A 19,894-nucleotide genomic window follows, 5' to 3' on the forward strand; every position below is an offset into this window, starting at 1 on the left:
GCTTTGGCGCAGCTGCCGCCACGCATTCCGACCGTCTCAACATGAAAAAAAACGTAGCAACCATTCGTGACGTGGCCGCCGCCGCCGGGGTTTCGACTGCCACCGTGTCCAAGTTCGTCAACGGCGCGCAGCGGTTCTCGCCGGCGGTGGAAGCGACCATCACGGAAGTGATTGCAAAGCTGGGCTACCGTTCCAACCCGCTGGCCGCCTCCATGATCACCGGCCGCACCAAGAGCATCGGGCTGTCGGTGCTGGACGTGAGCAATCCGCACTTCACCAGCATCGTCAAGGGCGCCAACCGGGTCGCGCTGGCGCATGGCTACACGCTGCTGCTGGTCGATACGGAAGAGAACCCGGGACGCGAACGCCCGCTGCTGGAGGCGCTGAGCCGCCGGGTGGACGGCATGATCGTGTTCTCGCGCATGCTGGAAGCGGAAATGGACTGGATGACGGAGCTGGGCAAGCCGCTGGTGTTCTTCGGCCGCCTGAACCGGCTGGAGATTCCATGGGTGATCAGCGACGACCACCGCGGCGCCTACATGCTGACGCGCCACCTGGTGTCGCTGGGCCACAAGCGCATCGCCTACCTGAGCTTCCCGCGCTCGCGCCGCGACGAGGAACGGCTGGGCGGCATCCGCGAATGCCTGGCGGCGCACGGGCTGGAGCTGACCATCCATGAGGGCGAGGCGCCGACGTCGGCCGAGGGCGAGCGTGTCTGTTCGTCGATCATGCTGGGCGCCGAGCATCCGGATGCGCTGATCTGCTACAACGACCTGATCGCGCTGGGCTTCATGAAGGCGGCGCAGACGCTGGGCTTCAAGCTGCCGGAAGACATGTCGGTGGCCGGCTTTGATAATATTCAATACGGTTTATACACTTCGCCGCCCTTGACCACGGTCGATCTGCAGAGTGAGCGCATGGGCGCCGCCGCGATGGAAAAGCTGATCGCCACCATCGACGGCAAGGCGCCGTCCACCACCACCATGATCGAGCCGCAGCTGATCCTGCGCGGCTCCACCCTCAAACGCAATTAATCAATGATGCTGGAAATGCGCGTCGGCGAAATCGGCAGGCGTACCGCGTCCGGACGCCAGCCGTAAAGAATTTCGGTGGCGCCGCCGCAGATGCGGCCCTGGCATGGCCCCATGCCGCAGCGCGTCTGCAGCTTGGCGCTGCGCCAGCCGGTATGCGTGCGCAGGTCGGCGTGGCAGACATCCTCGCAGCGGCAGACGATGGTGTCGTCGCCGGCCAGGGTGCGCAGTTCTTCCCGCAGCACAAAGGCGCGTGCCAGACGGGCGGCAAACTTCTGCCAGCGCGCGCGACTGGCCAGGCTTTCCCGCACCAGGTCTTGCTGGCCGCAGGCGGCCAGGCCGGCGATGCGGCCCTCGGCCAGCGACAGGTCGACGCCGCCGATGCCCGTGCCTTCGCCGGCGCAGTAGACATCGGCCAGCGAGGTGCGCTGCCATTGGTCGACCTTGACCGCGATCTGGCCGTTGACGGTGGCGGTGGTGCAGCCCAGCGCCTGCGCCAGCTCGACATTGGGCAGCAGCCCGTAGCCGCAGGCCAGGAAGTCGCATTGCAGGGTTTCCTGATCGCGCTCATGGCCGCGCTGGATCTGCACCGACTGCAGCGTGCCGTCGCCGTGCGCGGAATGCACGTAGCTGTTGCGCAGGTAAGGCACGCCGCTCAGTTGCGAGGCCAGTTGCATGGCCTGGGTGAGCTTGGACGGCGTCGCCAGCAGGCCGAGGCCGAAGCGCAGCAGCGCCGGGGTGCCGGCTTGTTCGACGATGGCGACGATGTGCGCGCCCTTGCTTTTCAGTGTGGCGGCGGCAGCCAGCAGCAGCGGGCCTGTGCCTGCCACCACCACGCGCTTGTCCTGCAGGGGATAGCCGCCCTTGGACAGCGCCTGCAGGCCGCCGGCGCCGGTCACGCCGGGCAGCGTCCAGCCGGGGAAGGGCAGCAGGCGCTCGCGCGCGCCGGTGGCCAGCACCAGTTTCTTGTAATACAGCGTGAGCGCCGCATCGGCGGTTTGCACCAGCAGGTGGTTGGGCTGCGGCGCATACATCACGCGCGTGCGCGGCATGAACTCGACGTTCCCGGCGTCGCGCAGGCTGCGCCACAGATAGGACGCGCGCGGATCGGCCTGCAGGTCCGGGCCGCCGCGCCAGATCTGGCCGCCGGCCAGCGGATTGTCGTCGATGACGCCCACTTGCGCGCCTTGCGCCGCCGCCGCATGCGCGGCCGCCAAACCGGCGGGGCCGGCGCCAACGATCAGGACATCGTAGTGTTTCATGCCAGGCCCTCGCTGGCGGTGACCACGTGCATGCCGTCGGCGCACAGGGTCTGGCACGAGAGCTGGTGCGCGCGGCCGTCGATGGTGACGCGGCATTCCTGGCAGATGCCCATGCCGCACAAGGGCGCGCGCGCGGCGCCGCTGACCGAGCGGCGGGTGACAGTGCTGCCGGCCATGGCAATCGCGGCGGCCACGGTGACGCCGGCCTCCACGCTGATGCTGCGGGCGTCGATGCTGAGTGTGATCAGGGCGTCAGTCATGGAAGCGTCCCGGTAAATAAGGCGCAAACGGAATGCGCGTGTTTTCGCGCTGGATCTGGCCCGCCAGCAGCTGCGCCGTCGCCAGCGAGGTGGTGATGCCCAGCCCCTCGTGGCCGGTGGCCAGCCACAGGCCGCGCCGCGCGCCGCAGGGGCCGATCAGCGGCAGGCCGTCCGGCGTGGCGGCGCGGAAGCCGGTCCAGGTGCGGATGATGTTCAGCTCCGCCAGCTGGGGTGTGAAGCTGGCTGCATGGCGCAGCATACGCTGCAGCATGGCCGGCTCCACCGCCGGATCGATTGTGTCGAACTGGCGGGAGGAGCCGATCAATATTTGCCCGGTAGGGCGGGGCTGCAAATTGAAGGCCACCGAGTCGCCGCTGGCGGCGTGCGCGCTTTTGATGTAGCCCAGCTCCACCAGCTGGTGCTTGACGAAGCCGGGGTAGCGGTCGGTGATGGCCAGGTGTCCTTTTTTCGGCTGGATCGGCAGTTCGGGCAGCAGCGCGCTGGAACGCGCGCCGGCCGCCAGCACGATGTGCTGCGCCTGATGGCGGCTGCCGTCGCTCAGCACCACCGCATGATCTTCAATGGCGGTGACGGTGGCGCGCTTGGTGAGGGCGCCGCGGCGCATGGCGCGGTCCAGCAGGATGCGGGTGGTCTTGGGCGGATACACCAGGCCGTCGCCGCGCACCAGCAGGCCGCCCGCCAGGCCGGCGCGCAGTTGCGGCTCGCGCGCGTACAGCGCGGCCGGCGTCAGCACTTCGCACAGCAGGCCGTGGCCGGACAGGGTTTGCGCCTTTGCCAGCGCTGCCTGCATTTCTTCTTCATCGGCGGCGACCCAGATGGTGCCGCAGCCGCTGTATTCGTGCCGTTGCGGGCGGTCGCCCACCAGATCCTTCCACAACGACAGCGAGTAGGCCGACAGCGCCAGTTCGGCCGCATTGTCGTCCATCACCACCAGGTGGCCCATGCCGGCCGCGGTGGCGCCGCCGCCGGCGATATCGCGCTCGATGACCGCCACGCGCAGCCCGCGCTCGCTGAGCGCGTCCGCACACGCGGCGCCGACGATGCCGGCGCCAATGACGATCACGTCGGCATTGATCAACGTATGCCCCAGACGAATGGATCGGTCGGATCGAGGATCAGTTGCGCCTGCGCGTTGACCCAGGCCTTGCCGCGGATGCTGGGCAGCAGCTGGCCGTCGCGCACGCGGTACGAACCTTCGAACACGCTGCCGATCACGCTTTCCTGCTTCCACAGTTGGCCCTCGGCCAGCTTGCCGTCGGCGGCCAGGCAGGCCAGTTTGGCGCTGGTGCCGGTGCCGCATGGCGAACGGTCGTAGGCCTTGCCGGGGCACAGCACGAAGCTCTGGCTGTCGGCGCCGGTGCGCGAATCGGCAAACAGTTCGATGTGGTCGATCACCGCGCCGTGGTCGCCGGTGATGCCCTGATCGGCCAGCGCCTGCGCCACCGCCACCGTGTAGCTGGTCAGCGCTTCGATGTTATGCACGCCCAGCGCCAGGCCATGGCCGGCCACCAGGAAGAACCAGTTGCCGCCGTAAGCGATGTCGCCGGTGACCGGGCCGTATCCCGGCACCTCGACGGTGACGCCGGCGCGGCTGCGCCAGGAGGCCACGTTATCAACGGTGACGCTGCCATCCGCGTGCAGTTCCGCCTCCACCACGCCCACCGGGGTGTCGATGCGGTGACGGCCGGCCGCAATGCGGCCCATGAAGGCCAGCGAAGCCACCAGGCCGATGGTGCCGTGGCCGCACATGCCCAGATAGCCGACGTTGTTAAAGAAGATCACCCCGGCCACGCAATCGGGCGCGTGCGGTTCGCACAGCAGGGCGCCCACCAGCACATCCGAGCCGCGTGGTTCGCACACCACGGCGGAACGGAAGGTGTCGTGCGCGGCGCGCAGCACGGCCACGCGCTCGCTGAGCGGGCCGTTGCCCAGTTCCGGGCCGCCGTCTATCACCAGGCGGGTCGGTTCGCCGCCGGTGTGGGAGTCGATGATGGAGATGGTTTTCATGCCATGAATCTTAGGCTGGCGGCGCCGCCGTGTCTTGCACCGGCTGCGCACGATGGGTGACGAAATCTGCATAATGGTGCACAATGGCCCGCATGCATAAAGACACTGACAGCATGCGCCATGCGCTCGGCGCACAAATCGCCAACCCCTTCTTTGCCGAGGGACTGTTCGACGCCTTGCCGGACGTGGTGTTTTTCGTCAAGGACCTCGAAGGGCGCTATGTGGTGGTCAACCAGACCCTGGTGCAGCGGTGCGGCCAGCGGCACAAATCAGCGCTGATCGGCCGCACGCCGGCGGAAGTGTTTGCCCATCCTTTCGGCCAGACCTACCAGGCGCAGGACATGGCGGTGCTGGCCGGCGATGCCGATATTGAAGACCAGCTGGAACTGCATCTGTATCCCAACCGCGATCCCGGCTGGTGCCTGACGCGCAAGACCGCGCTGCGCGATGCGCAAGGCCGCATCATCGGCCTGACCGGCATCTCGCGCGACCTGGCGATGGCGGATAAAAAGAATCCCGCCTACCGCAAGGTGGCGGCAGCGGTGCATGTGATTCACGAACAGTACGGCCAGCCCTTGCAGCTGCCGGAACTGGCGCGCATCGCGAATATGTCGGTGGCGCAGATCGAGCGCTACTTCCTGCGCATTTTCCACCTGACGCCGCGCCAGATGATCATCCAGACGCGGGTAGACGCCGCCTCGCGCCTGCTGAACGGCGGCGCCAGCGTGGCTGAAATCGCCCAGGCCTGCGGCTACGGCGACCACTCCGCCTTCACCCGCCAGTTCAAGGCCACCACCGGCCTCACGCCCAGCCAGTACCGTCAGATGCTACCGAATCGAAAATAACGATAGCTATGCTAACTGCTCCAGTTTTTCGATCCACTTGTTAAAGCGCGGGCACTTGGCCCGGATGGCTGCGAGCCCTGCCAGTTCGACGATTTCAGGGCCATGAAGCTTTTTATCGTAGTCGGAAAACAGAACTTTAATGCGGTGGGATGGACTCGTTTCTAAGCGGTCATTAACGCGTTCCGCCGACCCTGCCCGCTGCACCGCTTCCTGCATCGCCTTCAACGCGGTCTGTTCTGCTTGCATCCATTCTACAGTTTGCTCTGGTACCGCAAACAATAAGGTCTCGAACTCATACAGCTGAATGTAAGGGATCAATCGTCTTTGCTGATCCGGGCTGATTAAGCCGCTGATAGCGGCTTCAAGCTGCTCTGCCGTGCGCTGCTCCCTTCCTTTAAAGCCGTAAAAATCGTAGAGGGTACTAACGCGATCGCAGCTTCCGAGGAGTGCAGGCAGCACGCCACGAATCTTGTCCAGGCTCACATTGCCGCGCATGTCGATTGCGGTGGCGGTCACATTGTATTGGATCAGGTGCGGACGAAGCACTCTATTAATGAACTCTCGCTCGGTGGCGCCTTCGGCACTGATTCCGAGCCGTATCATTCTGGTGTCCCTCCAAGCGCATTCATTTCCCATACCTCGCCCAGTTTGTATTCATTGAGCCAATGCACAATCTCAGCTTCTTCAAGGCGACGGAAGTGTGAGGCATTATCGACCTGATCAACGACCACGATATCTTGCCAACCGAACTGATTGGCTAAGGTAACGGACTGTGTTGAAGCAATGATTTGTGTGTGTTGGCTGACTGAGCGCATCATCGCTGCCAGTAGTTGCATGGCAAATGGGTGCAAGCCTAATTCTGGCTCGTCCAGAAGAATCATGGTTGGCAGGTTAGGCTGCAATAGCAAAGTGGTCATGCAGATGAAGCGTAAGGTGCCATCCGACAGCATGTTGGCGTCAAAATAATCCTCGCTGCCTTTGTGTTTCCAGCGTAGGCGTATCAGATCATTTGCCTCAGGCTGAAACACGAAGTCACTAAAGAATGGCGCAACACGCTGTATGGTCTGGACGATGCGTTGATAGTTATCGGTTTCCCGGATATCGTACAGGAAGGCTGCCAGGTTTTCCCCCTGAGGTAGCAGCCTCCGGTTCTCATGGATGCTATAAGCAGACTTGACTTTGGCCGTATCGCTGGTGTCATGAAAATGATAGACCTTCCAGTCTTGCAGATACGTCGCGACATATTGGGATGGAGAAGCCCGTCCAGGTTTCGGTAGACCCGATTCCAGTGCGCCTGGCGTGCTGAGAGAGCGAACTTTAGTGCCGCCGAGGTAGTTGTACTGATCACCGTGAAATTGAGCTTCCTCGCTGGCGAATACCAAGCTGTCCTCATTGGTAGGAACGAGCGTGGCGCAATAGCTGTTCGGTCTGAAGTGCAGCTCAATTTTTAAGTGGCTGGTGGTTTTACGGCCGAAATACAGTGTTCGGTTGGCACCGTTTAATTTAGTGCGCACATGAAGTTGCAATTCCTTTTCCAGGAGCTTGTTCATGAATTTGAAGAAGCTGATGAAATTGGATTTGCCAGCGCCATTGGCGCCAATCAAAACATTCAACGGCGCAAGGTCCAACGTCAACTCTCTAATTGAGCGAAAGCCGGTGAGCTTTATTTGCTGTAAATGTCCTAGCTTAGCCATCCTGTGCGATCTATAAAATACTGTTTTCCTATCTTAGCGCATTCATATCGCATCGTCAGGAAAACAGTATTTGGCTCGCTTAACTGCCTTTCACCAGCTTCTCGCCAACGTAGGCGCGGTAGTGCCGGATGCGGCCGGTGACGCCTTCCGGTCCCTGGCGCGGCGTGTAGCGCATGCCGGCCACCACGTCTTCGCGGCCGAGGTCGATGATGATGCGGTGCGGATGCTTGCTGCCCGGCGCGGTGGCGGCCTTGCCGCTGTAGGCGGTGTGCCAGTGGTCGGTGGCCTGGCCATTGATGGCGTTGAGAGCGCCGCCGTCTTCCTTGGTGGCTTCCTCGCTGCTGACGTAGGCGATGGTCCAATTGGACTGGTTGAGCGGCTTGCCGTCAGTGCCCAGCAGCGCCAGTTCGGCCACGGCGGCGTACTGCTTGCCGTCGAAGGCGTCCAGCGCTTCAAGGCAGAACTGGCGGCCTTTCACCGGCTGCGCAAACATCACGTCCTGCACCGCGGCGCCGCGCGCGAACTCGCCTTCGTGCGCCGGCTTGACGCCGTCCAGCGCCGGCTTCACTTTGCTCGGTGGACGCGCCAGATCCAGCTCCGGACGCAGCTTGTCGAGGACAGGCGCTTTCAGCCCCTCGATGCGGGCGGTGCGCGGGCCGGTCAGGTCCAGCACCACCACTTCGTTGCGGCCCTGCTTGATCCAGGGACCGGGCAGGTACATGGTTTGCGTCGGGCCGATGCTCCAGTAGCGTCCCAGGCAGCGGCCATTGATCCAGACCACGCCCTGGCCCCAGCCGGACATGTCGAGGAAGGTGTCGCCGCTTTGCGTCACGTCGAAAGCGCCGCGCCAGAAGGCGGCGCCCTGGGTGCGGCCGGTTTTCCAGGTCAGCGGCGGCAGCACGCCATCGGCGTCGAAATCGATGGCGCGGATTTCCCAGTTCTCCAGCGGCTGGCCATTGAAGCGCACCGGCCCGTGCAGGCCTTTGCGGTCGTGGATCTCGACCCCAAAGTTCACGCGGGCGATGGTGTACAGCAGGATCTCCAGCGTCACCGGTTTGCTGCGCGCCGGGAGGTCGACATTGAAGCGGCGGTAGCGCGTGTCCATGGTGCCGATCTGCTTGCCGTCGATGCTGACCCAGGCCAGGTCACGCACCTTGCCCGCTTCCAGCGTGCCGGCCGGTCCGGCGGGCAGGGTGACGCGGTACGAGACCACGCCGCGGCTGATGTCGTATTGTTCGATCGGTTGCGGCGATACCGCGCGGATGGCCTGCGCCGGCAAGGCGGCGCTCACGGCGCACGACTCCTTCAATGCGAACGGCGCGATGGCGATGACCGGATTCGGCGCCGGCGCCGGCGGCAGCGTTTCGCCGGCCAGCAGGTAGGGCTTGATGCCGTCGCGGTAAGCGGCGAATTTTTCTCCGGTCCATCCGGCTTCGCTGATCGGCGCATCGTAGTCGTAGCTGCTGGTGTCCGGGCGGAAGGGACGGTCGCAGCCGCCCCACAGGCCAAAGCTGGTGCCGCCGTGCGCCATGTACAGGCTGAACGAGCCGTTGGCCTTCAACATGGCCTGGATGTCCGCCACCGCGCCTGCTGCGGAGCCGCGGCGGTGCGGCGCGCCCCAGGTGTCAAACCAGCCGGAGTAGTATTCGCCGCACATGCGCGGGCCTTTCTGCACCTGGTCCAGCACCTTGAAGCCGGCCATCGGATCGCTGCCGAAGTTGGCCACGTTGAACAAGCCGTCGATATGCGACTTCACCACCGCGTTGGTCGGGTTGCACTGGAATAGCGGCACATCAAAGCCGGCATCCAGCAGCATGCGCTTCATGTCGCGCATGTAGTCCAGGTCCTCGCCGAAGAAGCCATATTCATTTTCAACCTGCACCATCAGGATAGGGCCGCCGTGGGTGATCTGCAGTGGTCCCAGCACGCGGCCGACTTCCTTCATGTAGCGGCTGGCCGGCCTGACGAAGTTGGGATCGCGCGTGCGCAGGAAGGCGTCGCCGGGCTGCTTCAGCAGCCACCATGGCAGGCCGCCCATTTCCCACTCGGCGCAGGCATACGGACCCGGACGCAGGATGACCCACAGGCCTTCCTGCTGCGCGAGCTTGCAGAATTCCGCCGCGTCGCGCTGGCCCTGCCAGTCGAAGCGGCCTTCGCGCCACTCGTGGTAGTTCCAGAACAGGTAGGCGCACACCGTGTTCAGGCCCATGGCCTTGATGGCTTTCAGGCGGTGCTGCCAGTATTCGCGCGGCACGCGGGCGAAGTGCATTTCGCCGCAGCGGATTTGCAGGCGCTGGCCGTCCAGCAGGAAGTCGGTATCGCTGATGGTAAAGCGCGCGGCCGCCTGGGCCGACAGCGGCAGCATCAGGCTGCCGACGCTTGCCGCGGCTGCGGCGCCGGCGCCGCGCAGGATGCGGCGGCGTGATGGGGAAGTCATCGTCATTAGTAGTTCACCGGGTAGTCTTTAGGGAAGCGGGCGCCGGCAAAGGCTTTCTTCTGGGTCCAGTCCTGTGCCGCTGCGGTCCAGTAGCTGTCGCTGGCCGGCAGGCCAAGCGGCAGCAGGCTGGCGGAGGCGATGTACATGCTGCCATTGTTGGAGTACCAGTCGCCCAGCTCCGGCTGATGGCCGACGAAGCCGATGGTCAGGTAGCCGTCCCTGGTAAAGTTGGATGGCGCATCCCACACGGCCTTATGCACAGCGTGCATGGCGGCGCGGATCTGGCCTTCGGGCAGGCTTTGCGGCAGCTGCTTGCGCAGTGCCAGCAAGGCCAGCGGCTGGAAGGCGGCGGTGCGGTAGGTGAGCGAACGGCCGATCGGCGGGAAGCTGCCGTCGGTGGCGATGAAACGCTCCAGGTGCTCGCTGTAGCGCTGCATGCGCTTGATGGCTTGCGCGCGCAGTTCTTCCGGCTTGCCGTTCCAGAACGCGCCTTTTTTTGCATCCAGCACGTCGAGGATCTCCACCATCATCGGATGCATGACGAAGGCGTTGTAGTAGTCGAAGTGGAAGGATTCGCCATCCTTGATCCAGCCGTCGCCCACGTACCATTCGTTGATTTTGCGGATGGCGACGTTCATGCGCAGCGGGTCGAATTCCTCACCGATGGACATCAGCCACGCTTCGTTCATGGCGGCGAACAGCATCCAGTTGATGTAAGGCGGTTCGATGCGGCGCAGGGATTTGATCTCAGCGATGATGCGCTGCTTGGTTTTGGCGTCCAGCGGTTCCCACAGCGCCTGCGGCGCGCGTATCAGCGCGTTGGTGAAGTAGGCGGAATCGACCAGGGTCTGGCCATGCACTTTCCAGGACAGATAGTCGGGATTGGCCGGGTCCACCGAGTTGGTGTAGCTTTGCAGCGCCAGTTGGTGCAGGCGCTTGCGGGTGCGGCCTTCGGGCGTGCCATCGTCGGGCAGGGCCAGCCAGGGCGCGATGCCGGCGATCAGGCGGCCGAAGCATTCCAGGTAGGCCACGCCTTTGTCGCGGCCATCCCAGGTCGGGCTGACTTCCAGCGCGAAGTTTTTTTTCAGCGTGCCGGCGGCCATATTGGTCAACACCGGGTCGGACATTTTTTGCGCCAGCGCGGCCAGCTGGGCGCGGGCTTCGGCGCCGCTGACGCCAGCCGATGCAGCGGCGGTTGCGGCAGCAGCGCCTGGCGCCGCCGCGATACCGCCGGCTGCGGCGCCGGTGGCAAGTGCCTGGATAAAGTGTCGTCGTTCCATTCAGTCTCCGTTGTTATTGACGCAGCAGGCGTACCAGCTCGGAGGACGCCAGCAAATAGGCGCCCACGCCGAACGCCGTGGTCGAATTCTGATCCACCACCTGTCCCGGTATGGCGCGGTCGCCAATCGGCTGCACGTAGCCGATCTTGCCGTCCGGCTGCAGCGCGGTCTGGCTCAGGTAGCGCCAGCCTTTGCGCACCACCGGCAGGTATTCAGTGCGGTCCAGCAAGCCATGATTGATGCCCCACAGGTAGCCGTAGACGAAGAAGGCGGTGCCGCTGGTCTCCGGTCCCGGCGCGTGCTGCGGGTCGAGCAGGCTGCGGGTCCAGTAGCCTTCTTCGGTTTGCGCCTTCTTCAGGGCTTGCGCCATCTGCTGGTACTTGACCAGGAAATCGGTACGGTGGGGATCATCCAGCGGCAGGTCTTGCAGCACCTTGGCCAGGCCGGCAAACACCCAGCCGTCGCCGCGCGACCAGAAGTCCTTCTTGCCGTTCACGCTCTGGTGCTTGGGATAGACGTAGCGCGCATCGCGGTAGTACAGCTGCGCATCCTTGTCCCACATGATGCTGTTTGAATAGTCGAAGTATTCGTACAGCTTGGCGAGGTATTGCTTGTTGCCGGTGATCTTGTACATCTTGGTCATCACCGGCATCACCATGTACAAGCCATCCGACCACCACCAGTAATCCTTGTTCGGAGTGCTCATCTGGTACTCCATCACCTCGCGCGCGCGGGCGATTTTTTTCGGATCCTTATCGAGCTGATACAAGTCGGCGTAGGTCTGGAAGCAGATCTGCCAGTCGCCGAACAGCACATGTTCGTCGGTCTCGCCGTATTGGTACTTCCATTTGGTCTTGTCGGTCGATTTGGCGCCTTGCCAGTCGTTGTGGGCGGCCCAGTCCTGCGAGTATTTCAGCCAGGTCTGGTTGCCGGTGATGCGGTAGGCTTCGATGTTGCCGGTGTGGTAGGCGGCGATGTCCCAGAACGCCCACTTCTGTGCCGGCTCGCGCTGCTGCCAGTAGTTATTGACCTTGTTGATAATGCCGACCACCTCCTGTTCGGAGGTGTCGACTGCCGGCGGCGCCGAAGCGCAGCCGGCCAGGCTAGCCACCACCAAGGTGGCGGCGTAGAGTCGTTTCATCATGGTTTACAGTTTTCCCCGGATGCCGATTTTGATCGTGCGGCCATCATACTTCGCATAGTCCATGCGGGTCTTCTTGCCGCTGCCGTATTTGCCGCTGGCGTCTTCGAAGTAATCATACGCCAGCGTGTTGCTCAGGTTAAGCGCATCCAGACGCAGCTCCAGCTTGTCGCTGATCTTGTAGCTGATGTTGGCGTCCAGGTAGCCGCGCCCTGCGCGCCAGCGGATCAAATCATCCCCGAGGTTGCGCGGGCTGTCCGGATGCAGCGACTTGTCCTTGTAGTTGTAGGACATGCGCGCCGCCCAAGGGCCCTGCTCGAAGTAGATGGTGGTGCTGTAGGCGTACTTCGGCACCGAATTCACATCGATCACCTTGCCGGCATTGGTTACCCAAGGCACGCTGTTGAATGGATTGATGTGGGTGTAGCTGGCCAGTGCGCCGAGGCCATTCCATGGCGCCGGCAGGAAGCTGAAGGCCTGCTGGTAAGCCAGCTCGTAGCCTTTCAGCGTTTGCTCGCCGGCGTTGGTGTAGCTGCGCAGCGTCATGGCCAGATTCGGATCGACGCGGCCGTTGGCATCCTGGAACAGCGGGCCCAGGGCGGTGTCCGGCAGACCGAGCGAACCGAAGGTCACCACCCGGGTATTGGCCACGGTGGCGTCGGTCAGCTTTTTCTGGAACACGGCGGCCGACAGCATGCTGCCCGGCTGGAAGTACCATTCCAGGCTGGTGTCCAGGTTCTTCGACTGCTGCGGACGCAGGTTGGGATTGCCCGACGTCGCGGTGGTGTCGAACTGGTTCGGAATCACGGTCTGCGCGGCGATGATGGAAAGCGAAGCGCGGGTGATGGTCTTGCCCCACGACGCGCGCCACATCAGGTTATCCGTGACGTCAAAGGCGCTGCTGATGGCCGGCAGCACATTGCTGTAGGAACCTTGCTCGTGATTGGGCGAGTAGACCAGGCTGGTGCCCTTCTGCTTGAAGTTGTCGATCTTGGTCTCGGTCCTGGAGAAGCGCACGCCGGCGTTGATGCGCAATTCATGGCCGGCGATCTCGCCCTTGAAGTCGGACTGGGCAAACGCCGTCTTCACATCCTCTTCCGCCGCAAAGCTTTGCGAAGGCGTGAAGGTCGAATCCGGGTTGTACACGTTCGGATCGAACTGCGAGTAGAAGTAGCTGCTGTTCCAGGTGGCCCAGCTGTGCGGCCAGCCGGCGCCGAAGTCCAGGTTATCGATCGGCAGTTGCGAGGTCATGGCGCTGCGCAGGCCGGCCGCGCCGATGCTGTTCAACTTGGCCGTGGCCAGCGCGGTGCCGTTACGCTTGTCCACGCCCTTGATGGTGGCCACATAGGACAGGCCGGTCTTCAGGTGGCCGGTCCAGCCGCCAGGCAGGTCGTAGTCGTAATCGGCGGCGACGCGCGCCTGCTTGCCCTTGTCGGTTTCCTTGGTGCGGCCGCTGCTGATGGTGAAGCCGCTCCAGCTGTTTGGATCGGTATAGCTGGTCGGCGAGGAGATCGACGGGTAGACGTGGTCGTCGCCGTAGTCGATGGTCGAGGTGGCGCCATAGATGTAGCCGGACAGCTGGCCGGTGGCGCTGGTGGCGGTGCTCTGGTTCAGGCTGGCCTGGCCGCTCAGCGTCAGTTTCGGGCTGGCTTTCCAGCTGGCGTTCAGGGCGCCGTAGCCGAACTGGGTTTCGTCCTTGGTGTAGCCGGCGCCGGCGTTGTAGGTGGTGTTGCCGAAGGTGCCGGTCAGCAGATTGGTGGCCGGGTCGATCTTCACGTTCAGCGGGATCAGACCGTTGTTGCCGGACGCGCCCACCGGGGCGTTGCGGTTGGTGGTGGCGGTGCTGCGGATCAGGATGCCGAACAGCTGCTCCTTGCGGGTGTTCTCCAGCTTGGAGTACATGGTGTCGAAGCTGACGTTCAGGGTCGCGGTTTTCCACTGCACCGACGACACCAGGCCATCACGCGTACGCTCGTTTTCCGAACCGTAGAAGCGGTAGATACGCGGCAGGAAGGCATTGGCCACCTGGGCGCGGGTATAGCCGCCGAGGTTGGCCAGCGGGCTGTCGAAGTCCAGCGCCAGGGCGAAGTTGCCCTTGACCGGGCTGGCGCTGCCGTTGGCGGAGCTGTTGTAGCCGCCGGTCGCCTCAAAGCCGGACCGGGTGTTGACGTTGCCCGAGTGCGAAGCGCCGATCAGGAAGCCCAGGTTGTCCCAGGTGTTCGAGTACAGCACAAAGCCGTTCGGGTCGTTGTGCTTGGAAGCGGTGTTGTAGGTATCGGTCAGGCCGTAGCGGATGGTGCGCTTCGGATTGTCGAACGGGCGCGGGGTTTGCAGGTCGACCACGCCGCCCAGGCCGCCTTCGGTCAGCTCAGCCAATGGCGACTTGTAGAAGTCCACGCGGCCGAACAGTTCGGAGGCAAACACGTCGTAGTTGAAACCGCGCGCGGCCGAGCCGATGGTGGCGGTGGAGGTGGTGTTGACCGGGGCGCCGTTCAGGGTGGTGACCGAGTATTCGGTCGGCAGGCCGCGGATCGAGATGCGCTGGCCTTCGCCGGACGATTCGTCGCGGTTCAGGATCACGCCCGGCACGCGCTGCAGCGATTCGGCCACGTTGGCCTCGGGGAATTTACCGATGTCTTCCGCCACGATGGAATCGCGCACGCCGATGGCCTGCTGCTTGAGGTTCAGGGCCTTCTGCAGGCTGGAGCGGAAGCCGGTCACCACCACGGTGGTGGTGGCGGCATCGTCGGCGGCGGCAGGGGCGGGGGGCTGTTCCTTGGTGGTGTCCTGCGCCAGCGTCGCAGGTGCGTACATGGCCGCCAGTGCGAGCGGTACCAAAGTCTCCAGTATCTTCTTTTTCATGTCTTCCTCAGTGATTAGTTCTGGGATGGTGCAGGTTGTCTGATGACCTGTCAGAAGCAAGACTAAACACTTCGCGTATCGTGAGCAATACGGTTGGAAAACGTTTTATGGCCATGGCGCGACGGCGCCAGATCTGCGGCAAGGCCCGGTTTATCTATGAGGGAGGGTTTTTTGTCTATGTGGTGCAAGTGCAAACGCTCAACATCCTGATTATTTAAGCGCTCTGGTATGCCGACATCGTATAGACCAACACAAAATTTCTATACGAATTGTGGAAAAAAACCTACGTGGGCAGCGGACGGTTGAGCCAAAACGAAAAAGCCGTAAATCATTGGGCATGATTTACGGCTTTCGTAAGCTTGGTGGTGATAGGTGGACTTGAACCACCGACCCTAGCATTATGAATGCTATGCTCTAACCAACTGAGCTATATCACCGAAACTGGCGCTGAAACAAAATGGCCTGCGCCGTTGCCGGTCAGGCCATTTGTTGTGGAATTCTGTGGTGGTGATAGGTGGACTTGAACCACCGACCCTAGCATTATGAATGCTATGCTCTAACCAACTGAGCTATATCACCTGCAACGCCCAGCATTATCGGGGTTGAGGCCCGCACTGTCAAGGAACCCGCCCCACTTTTTTCAAAAAAGTGACCCCTATCGTGCCGCTGTCGTCAAAACCTTGGCATATTGGTATTCTGCCGTGTGAGCAGAATTTTAACGGGGGCGTCATGGCAACGAATATCTTTGTGAACCTGCCGGTGCGCGACTTGCAGAAGTCGGTCAAGTTCTTCACGCATCTGGGCTACAGCTTCAACCAGCATTACACGGATGAGACGGCTACGTGCATGATCGTGTCCGAGAATATTTACGTGATGCTGCTGACCGAAACCCGCTTCAAGGAGTTTACGCCGAAACCGGTGAGCGACGCGCGCGCTTCGACCGAGGTGCTGGTGTGCCTGCAGCTGGAATCGCGCCAGGCGGTGATGGAGATGGTGGCCAAGGCGGTGGAAGCCGGCGGCCGCGCTTACAAGGACCCGCAAGACCACGGCTTCATGTACGGCCACGGCTACGAAGACCCGGACGGCCACTTGTGGGAACTGGTGCACATGAGCGGCGAGCCGCCCAGGCATTGACGCTGCAGCAGACTAAGCGATGCGCCCGGCAATCTGCGCCAGCATGGCGCCGGCCGGGTTGGCGCCGAGGCAGTCCAGCATCACGCGCCCGGGCATGGAGCGCAGCCAGGTCAGCTGCCGCTTGGCCAACTGGCGGGTGGCGATGATGCCGGTCTCGCGCATGGTTGGATAGTCGATGCTGCCGTCCAGGTATTCCCACGCCTGCCGATAGCCCACGCAGCGGATCGACGGCAGGCCGAGGTGCAGATCGCCGCGCCTGCGCAAGGCTTCCACTTCGGTGATCAGGTTGCCCTGCGGGCTATCTTTCAGCATGAGGTCGAAACGGCGTGCGATACGCTCGTGCAGCACGGCGCGGTCGGACGGCTCCAGCGCGAACGACAGCAGCTCGAACGGCAGTTCGGTTTGCTCGCGCTGGGCCAGCAGTTCGGACATCGGTTTGCCGCTCAGCGTATAGATTTCCAGCGCGCGCTGGATGCGTTGTGCATCGGCCGGCGCCAGGCGCGCGGCGGTTTCCGGATCGACGGCGGCCAGACGCGCGTGCATGGCGGGCCAGCCGAGACGGGCCGCTTCCTCATCCAGCGCGGCACGCACCTCGGGATCGGCGCCGGGCAAATCATCCAGCCCATCAGCCAGCCCTTTGAAGTACAGCATGGTGCCGCCGACCAGCAGCGGCAGCTTGCCGCGCGCCTTGATCTCATCGACCAGGCGCAGCGTGTCCTTGCGAAACTGCGCGACCGAGTAGGAATCCAGCGGGTCGAGGATGTCGATCAGGTGGTGCGGCACGGCGGCCAGTTCCTCGCTGGTCGGCTTGGCGGTGCCGATGTCCATGCCGCGATACACCAGCGCGGAATCGACCGAGATGATTTCAGATGGGATGCGTTCCGCGATCGCCAGGGCGGAGGCGGTTTTGCCCGATGCCGTCGGACCCATGATGGCGACGGCCAGTGGTTTGGTGCTCATGATTATTGGCCGCGCAGGAAAAGCTTGTCGAGGGCGTTGATTTCCACCTGCACCCAGGTCGGGCGGCCGTGGTTGCACTGGTCGGCGCGCTCGGTGGTTTCCATCTGGCGCAGCAGGGCGTTCATTTCCTGCAGCGACAGGATGCGGTTGGCGCGCACGGCGGTGTGGCAGGCCAGGGTGCCGAGCAGTTCGTTCTGGCGTTCGATCAGCACGCGCGAGCCGCCGAATTCGCGCACATCGCGCAGGACGTCGCGCGCCAGCGTCTGGGCATCGGCGTTTTTCAGCAGGACCGGGACCGAACGCACCGCCAGTGTGGTCGGCGACAGCACGGCAATGTCGAAGCCCAGTGCCTGCAGGGTGTCCTGATGTTCTTCGGCGGTGCCGACTTCCACCGCGTCGGCATAGAAGGTGACCGGGATCAGCAGCGGCTGGACTTGCATTTCCTCGCCGGCCACGCGGCTGTTCAGGGCATTTTTCAGTTGTTCGTACAGGATGCGCTCGTGGGCGGCGTGCATGTCGACCAGCACCAGGCCCTTGGCGTTCTGCGCCAGGATGTAGATGCCGTGCAGCTGCGCCAGCGCGAAGCCGAGCGGGAATTCTTCCTGCGCCATGGCGGCGGCCGAAACGCTGAAGCTGCTGGCTTGCGGCAGGGCCATGTCGGCCGCCGCACGCTCGCTGCCGGTGCGCTCGGCGTCGCGGAACATGGCGCCGTATTTTTCGGTACTTTGTGCGACGCCACCTTCAGCGGTGAAGCGCGGGCCGGCGTAGCTGCTGCCCGCGCCGCCGAATCCTGCGCCGTTGCCGAAGCCGCCGGCAGCGCCCGCGCCGCCGCGGCTGGCGCCGTCAAAGCCGTCCGCCGCATCACGCGCGGCGAATGGCGATGGCGAGAAGGTCGGGGCGTAGTCCGGCGCCAGCAGGGAGCCAAACGAGGTTTGCTCGCCGCGCCATGCCGGCGTGGCGTTCAGGCTGTCGGCGGCGGGCAGCGGGGAGGGCACGCTGCCGTGCGCGGTGGCCGAGGTCTGCGCCAGCGCGCGCTGCACGGCGTGGAATACGCACTGGTGCACCGCGCGTCCATCGCGGAAGCGCACTTCAATTTTCGACGGGTGGACATTGACGTCCACCAGCGCCGGGTCCATATCCAGCGACAGCACGTACGACGGGAAGCGGTCTCCATGCAGCACGTCCTGGTAAGCCGCCTTCACGGCGTGCACCAGCACCTTGTCGCGCACAAAGCGCCCGTTCACGTAGAAGAACTGTCCGTCCGCACGCGCCTTGGAGGCGGTCGGCAAGCCGATGTAGCCGTGCAGGCGCAGTGGCCCGATCGTCTCGTCCACCGGCAGACGCGCCTCGGCAAAGCCATCGCCCAGAATCTGCGCGCTGCGCCTGGCGATTTCGCTGGTATTCCAGTGATCGACCGTGCGGCCGTTGTGGGTCAGCGAGAAGGAAACGTCCGGGCGCGCCAATGCGATGCGGCGCACCACCTCCGCGCAGTGGCCATATTCGGTCTGCTCGGACTTCAGGAATTTGCGGCGCGCCGGCGTGTTGTAGTACAGATCCTTGACATCGATGGTGGTGCCCAGCGCGCCCGAGGAGGGCGTCGGCGTCGCGTTATGCGAACCTTCGATTTCCCACGCGTGGGCGGCATCGGCGGTGCGCGAGGTGATGGTCACCTGCGCCACGGAGGCGATGGACGCCAGCGCCTCGCCGCGGAAGCCCAGCGTGCCGACATTTTCCAGATCATGCAGCGAAGCGATCTTGGACGTGGCGTGGCGCGCCAGGGCAAGCGGCATCTGCTCATGCGGGATGCCGCGGCCGTTGTCGGTGATGCAAATGCGTTTGACGCCGCCTTCCTCCAGCCGCACCGTGATCTGGGTGGCGCCGGCGTCCAGCGCGTTCTCCAGCAACTCCTTCACCACGGCGGACGGCCGCTCCACCACCTCGCCGGCGGCGATCTGGGAAATCAGCTGGTCAGGCAGGGCCTGGATAGGGCGTGGGGCGTGGGCGGAGGTGTCTGGCGCGTTCATCCCGGGATTATAACTTGCCCGCTTCCCGCACCGGGATGGCGGTATTGCACAGCTCAACGTAGTTGGCCGCATACTTATTCCACGGACCGCCGCGATTGCGCTGCGCCTCGATCACTTTCTGATAGATCGGCGCCTCGCTGCGCATCACCTCCAGCTGGCTGCGCTCCGCCTCCGGCACATCGGCCGCCAGCCGCACCGAGATGATCGGCGTACGCGCCTCCTTCGGGCCGTAGAAGCCCATGGTCTCGCCGCCGCGCGGCAGGGTGGCCAGCAGCGGCATGCCCGATACCACCCGGCCCACCACCGTGATGTTGCGGTCCAGGTGGCGCGGCGCATGGCCGTTCACCGCATACAGCTCGGCGCCGGTGCCGCTGTCGGTCTGGTTGTCGCGGCCGACGCCCACCATGCCGTAGCAATGCGCCAGCCAGGTGGTGCCGGCTTTCGGATCGCGCCCGACCGGGAACCCGTTGGAATGGCCGATCTGCGGCGCATAGCCGTCAACATCCTTCTGCCGCACGAAGCGCTTGTCATTCGACATCGGCACCGTGAACTCGGCCGGCACCTTGGTCTTTGCCGAACCGAGGGACTTGGGTTTGGTTTCCGCATTCGGATCGCCCCACTGCGCCACGTAGTTATCCTGCGAGCGGTTTACCGCCAGGCCGTCGAAATAGCGCTCCTTGACCAGCGTCTTGATATTGGCGATGGTCTGCGGCGCGAAATCCGGCGCCAGCTCGATCACCACGCGTCCACCCGGCAGCTCCATGTACAGCGTGTTCTGCGGGTCCAGCGGGCGCCAGTCCGACGGCCGCGAACTCTTGACGATCTCGCCGGCGCTCGGACGCACAGGCAGGTCGGCGGCGGTGGCGGTCAGGCTCAGGGCCAGCGCCGGCAGGGATAAAACACGTAAGCGACGAGATAAATTCATCCAAACTCTCC

At 63.8% G+C, this 19,894-nt stretch carries 16 protein-coding genes and 2 tRNA genes; 3 read left to right on the top strand and 15 right to left on the bottom strand.

From position 1 onward, the window contains the following. Positions 1–41 precede the first annotated feature (41 nt). Entirely contained in the window at positions 42–1,034 is a 993-nt protein-coding gene (locus ABDW57_RS03000; protein ID WP_343728719.1) for a LacI family DNA-binding transcriptional regulator, read from the top strand. Here ABDW57_RS03000 and ABDW57_RS03005 read toward each other — a convergent pair. The 4 genes from ABDW57_RS03005 to ABDW57_RS03020 are packed head-to-tail and all read right to left on the bottom strand — an operon-like array spanning position 1,031 to position 4,581. Then, on the bottom strand, positions 1,031–2,293 hold the full coding sequence (locus ABDW57_RS03005; protein WP_343728720.1) for an FAD/NAD(P)-binding oxidoreductase: 1,263 nt from the start codon (positions 2,291–2,293) through the stop codon (positions 1,031–1,033). The genes ABDW57_RS03000 and ABDW57_RS03005 overlap by 4 nt on opposite strands. Beyond that, positions 2,290–2,553 carry a (2Fe-2S)-binding protein gene (locus ABDW57_RS03010; protein WP_343728721.1) on the bottom strand — a complete coding sequence of 88 codons (264 nt, stop codon included), beginning with the start codon at positions 2,551–2,553 and terminating at the stop codon, positions 2,290–2,292. The genes ABDW57_RS03005 and ABDW57_RS03010 overlap by 4 nt, the downstream gene beginning before the upstream one ends. Further along, positions 2,546–3,652, bottom strand: coding sequence for an FAD-dependent oxidoreductase (locus ABDW57_RS03015; protein ID WP_343728722.1), 1,107 nt, complete (start codon positions 3,650–3,652; stop codon positions 2,546–2,548). Before ABDW57_RS03015 ends, ABDW57_RS03010 begins: the two co-directional genes overlap by 8 nt. Beyond that, positions 3,649–4,581: a 4-hydroxyproline epimerase gene (locus ABDW57_RS03020; protein ID WP_343728723.1), complete on the bottom strand. Its 933-nt coding sequence runs from the start codon at positions 4,579–4,581 to the stop codon at positions 3,649–3,651. The genes ABDW57_RS03015 and ABDW57_RS03020 overlap by 4 nt, the downstream gene beginning before the upstream one ends. Positions 4,582–4,673: 92 nt before the next feature. Here ABDW57_RS03020 and ABDW57_RS03025 point away from each other — a divergent pair, with 92 nt between their 5' ends. After that, positions 4,674–5,426 carry an AraC family transcriptional regulator gene (locus ABDW57_RS03025; RefSeq protein ID WP_343728724.1) on the top strand — a complete coding sequence of 251 codons (753 nt, stop codon included), beginning with the start codon at positions 4,674–4,676 and terminating at the stop codon, positions 5,424–5,426. A 6-nt stretch (positions 5,427–5,432) separates the two neighbouring features. On the opposite strand, the gene ABDW57_RS03030 is transcribed toward ABDW57_RS03025, so the two are convergent. From ABDW57_RS03030 to ABDW57_RS03065, 8 genes are all read right to left on the bottom strand, one after another. Continuing rightward, positions 5,433–6,029: a DUF4276 family protein gene (locus ABDW57_RS03030; protein ID WP_343728725.1), complete on the bottom strand. Its 597-nt coding sequence runs from the start codon at positions 6,027–6,029 to the stop codon at positions 5,433–5,435. Next, positions 6,026–7,120, bottom strand: a complete 1,095-nt coding sequence (locus ABDW57_RS03035) for an AAA family ATPase (protein WP_343728726.1) — start codon at positions 7,118–7,120, stop codon at positions 6,026–6,028. Before ABDW57_RS03035 ends, ABDW57_RS03030 begins: the two co-directional genes overlap by 4 nt. Before the next feature lie 79 nt (positions 7,121–7,199). After that, entirely contained in the window at positions 7,200–9,557 is a 2,358-nt protein-coding gene (locus ABDW57_RS03040) for a beta-galactosidase (RefSeq protein WP_343728727.1), read from the bottom strand. A 5-nt stretch (positions 9,558–9,562) separates the two neighbouring features. Continuing rightward, positions 9,563–10,837 carry a DUF2264 domain-containing protein gene (locus ABDW57_RS03045; protein WP_343728728.1) on the bottom strand — a complete coding sequence of 425 codons (1,275 nt, stop codon included), beginning with the start codon at positions 10,835–10,837 and terminating at the stop codon, positions 9,563–9,565. A 13-nt stretch (positions 10,838–10,850) separates the two neighbouring features. Then, complete coding sequence (locus tag ABDW57_RS03050; protein WP_343728729.1) at positions 10,851–11,981, bottom strand: glycoside hydrolase family 88 protein; 1,131 nt, start codon at positions 11,979–11,981, stop codon at positions 10,851–10,853. A 3-nt stretch (positions 11,982–11,984) separates the two neighbouring features. Beyond that, the gene (locus ABDW57_RS03055; RefSeq protein WP_343728730.1) at positions 11,985–14,840 is read right to left on the bottom strand and encodes a TonB-dependent receptor; all 2,856 of its coding nucleotides are present in this window, start codon (positions 14,838–14,840) and stop codon (positions 11,985–11,987) included. Between the two features lie 360 nt (positions 14,841–15,200). Further along, a tRNA-Met gene (locus tag ABDW57_RS03060) sits at positions 15,201–15,277 on the bottom strand. Between the two features lie 65 nt (positions 15,278–15,342). Next, positions 15,343–15,419, bottom strand: a tRNA-Met gene (locus ABDW57_RS03065). A gap of 150 nt (positions 15,420–15,569) precedes the next feature. Here ABDW57_RS03065 and ABDW57_RS03070 point away from each other — a divergent pair. After that, positions 15,570–15,974, top strand: a complete 405-nt coding sequence (locus ABDW57_RS03070) for a VOC family protein (RefSeq protein WP_343728731.1) — start codon at positions 15,570–15,572, stop codon at positions 15,972–15,974. Between the two features lie 12 nt (positions 15,975–15,986). On the opposite strand, the gene miaA is transcribed toward ABDW57_RS03070, so the two are convergent. Genes miaA through ABDW57_RS03085 form a run of 3 tightly spaced genes read right to left on the bottom strand, consistent with a single transcriptional unit; the run spans position 15,987 to position 19,883 of the window. Continuing rightward, a complete protein-coding gene (miaA, locus tag ABDW57_RS03075; RefSeq protein ID WP_343728732.1) occupies positions 15,987–16,934 on the bottom strand; it encodes a tRNA (adenosine(37)-N6)-dimethylallyltransferase MiaA in 948 nt (315 codons plus the stop codon). A gap of 2 nt (positions 16,935–16,936) precedes the next feature. Beyond that, the gene (gene mutL / locus ABDW57_RS03080; RefSeq protein WP_343728733.1) at positions 16,937–18,958 is read right to left on the bottom strand and encodes a DNA mismatch repair endonuclease MutL; all 2,022 of its coding nucleotides are present in this window, start codon (positions 18,956–18,958) and stop codon (positions 16,937–16,939) included. Positions 18,959–18,965: 7 nt separating this feature from the next. Then, on the bottom strand, positions 18,966–19,883 hold the full coding sequence (locus ABDW57_RS03085; protein ID WP_343728734.1) for a peptidylprolyl isomerase: 918 nt from the start codon (positions 19,881–19,883) through the stop codon (positions 18,966–18,968). Positions 19,884–19,894 lie beyond the last annotated feature (11 nt).

This window comes from Duganella sp. (assembly GCF_039595735.1).
In the GTDB taxonomy this organism is placed as follows: domain Bacteria; phylum Pseudomonadota; class Gammaproteobacteria; order Burkholderiales; family Burkholderiaceae_D; genus Rugamonas.